General features: G+C 71.3%; 2 protein-coding genes. Both read left to right on the forward strand.

Annotated elements, in window-relative coordinates:
* The first annotated feature begins 182 nt into the window (after positions 1 to 182).
* Positions 183 to 710 (forward strand): universal stress protein, encoded by a 528-nt coding sequence (locus tag HCN56_RS25565; protein ID WP_167975023.1) that lies wholly within the window; start codon positions 183 to 185, stop codon positions 708 to 710.
* A 211-nt stretch (positions 711 to 921) separates the two neighbouring features.
* Positions 922 to 1092 (forward strand): hydrophobic protein, encoded by a 171-nt coding sequence (locus HCN56_RS25570; RefSeq protein ID WP_167975025.1) that lies wholly within the window; start codon positions 922 to 924, stop codon positions 1090 to 1092.
* Positions 1093 to 1239: the final 147 nt, after the last annotated feature.

Genomic DNA, 1239 nt, shown 5'->3' on the forward strand with positions numbered 1-1239 from the left:
GTGGTGGGCGGGGCGCCACGGGCCGCGGGGGCCCGGCACCGGCCCGCCCGCAGCTGGGCAGCGCCCGTGGGACGCCGTACTCTGGAGGCACGGCCCGCACGGCGTGGCGACCCGCCCACCGGTCCGGTTCTCATTCCTTTCGCACCGCACGAGGCCACTCCGCGAGACAGTTCGAGATACCGATGGCTGGCTACGAGGTACCCGACCCGGCCGACCGCAAGCGGGGCGTCGTCGATCCGTCGACGACACCGGGCGAGTCGGAGGACGAAGCGTGCGTGTCGCGCGACCCGGCGTTCCGCCACGGCGTCGTCGTCGGGTTCGACGGATCGAACTCCAGCGAGCGCGCCCTCGCCTACGCGGCCGGGATGGCCCACCGCTCCGGTTCCGGGCTGATCATCGTGCACGTCGCCAACCGCCTCCCCACGACCGTCTGGGCGGGGTGCGAGCCGCCCGCGCTGGTGGACGTCCCCGACCACCGCACCGAGGTGCTGGGGCTGGAGCTGGCGTGCGCGGACCACCTCAGCGAGGTGCCCTGGGTACTGCTGGAGCGAGGCGGGGACATCTGCCACGAGCTGGAGGAGGTCGGCCGCGAGTACGCGGCCGACGCGATCGTGGTGGGCTCCACCCACGGCCTGCTGGGCCGGGTCTTCGGCACGGTCTCCGGCCGCTTGGTGCGCCGGGCCGAACGCCCGGTGATCGTGATCCCCTGAGCCCGCACGTCACGCGACGGTGACCGCCGTGCGACCCGCTGCTGCGGCTCACCGGCGCGACCTGCCGCCTCTCCGGCCCCGGCGCCGGACGATCCGACGGGGCCGGAGTGAAAGCCGACACGAGTACCCGGAAACCCGGCGAAAAAACTCTGAATCACTCGCGCATGGAACGAGGGGGTAGGGGCACCAGATGAATCGGAGGTTGATAAATATGGTCCCGCTTCTTCTGGTTCTTCTTCTGGCCCTCGTTCTCTTCGGTGCCGGTTTCGCACTCGACGTCCTCTGGTGGTTCGCGGTGGCCGTCCTGGTCATCTGGCTGGTCGGCTTCTTCATGCGCAGCGCCACGGCGAGCGGCGGTCGAGGCCGCTGGTACAAGTGGTAGGGACGGCTCCCGTCTAGCCACGACCGGGCTCGGCCCGGGTTCGGCACCGGCCGCAGGGAGGCCGGTCCCGAGGAACAGTGTTCCGAGATTGCCGGAGGGGGGCGACCACACGGTCGCCGCCCTCCGGCATTTCCGACGACACGCCTT

The organism is Streptomyces lonarensis (assembly GCF_012033735.1).
GTDB lineage: Bacteria > Actinomycetota > Actinomycetes > Streptomycetales > Streptomycetaceae > Streptomyces > Streptomyces lonarensis.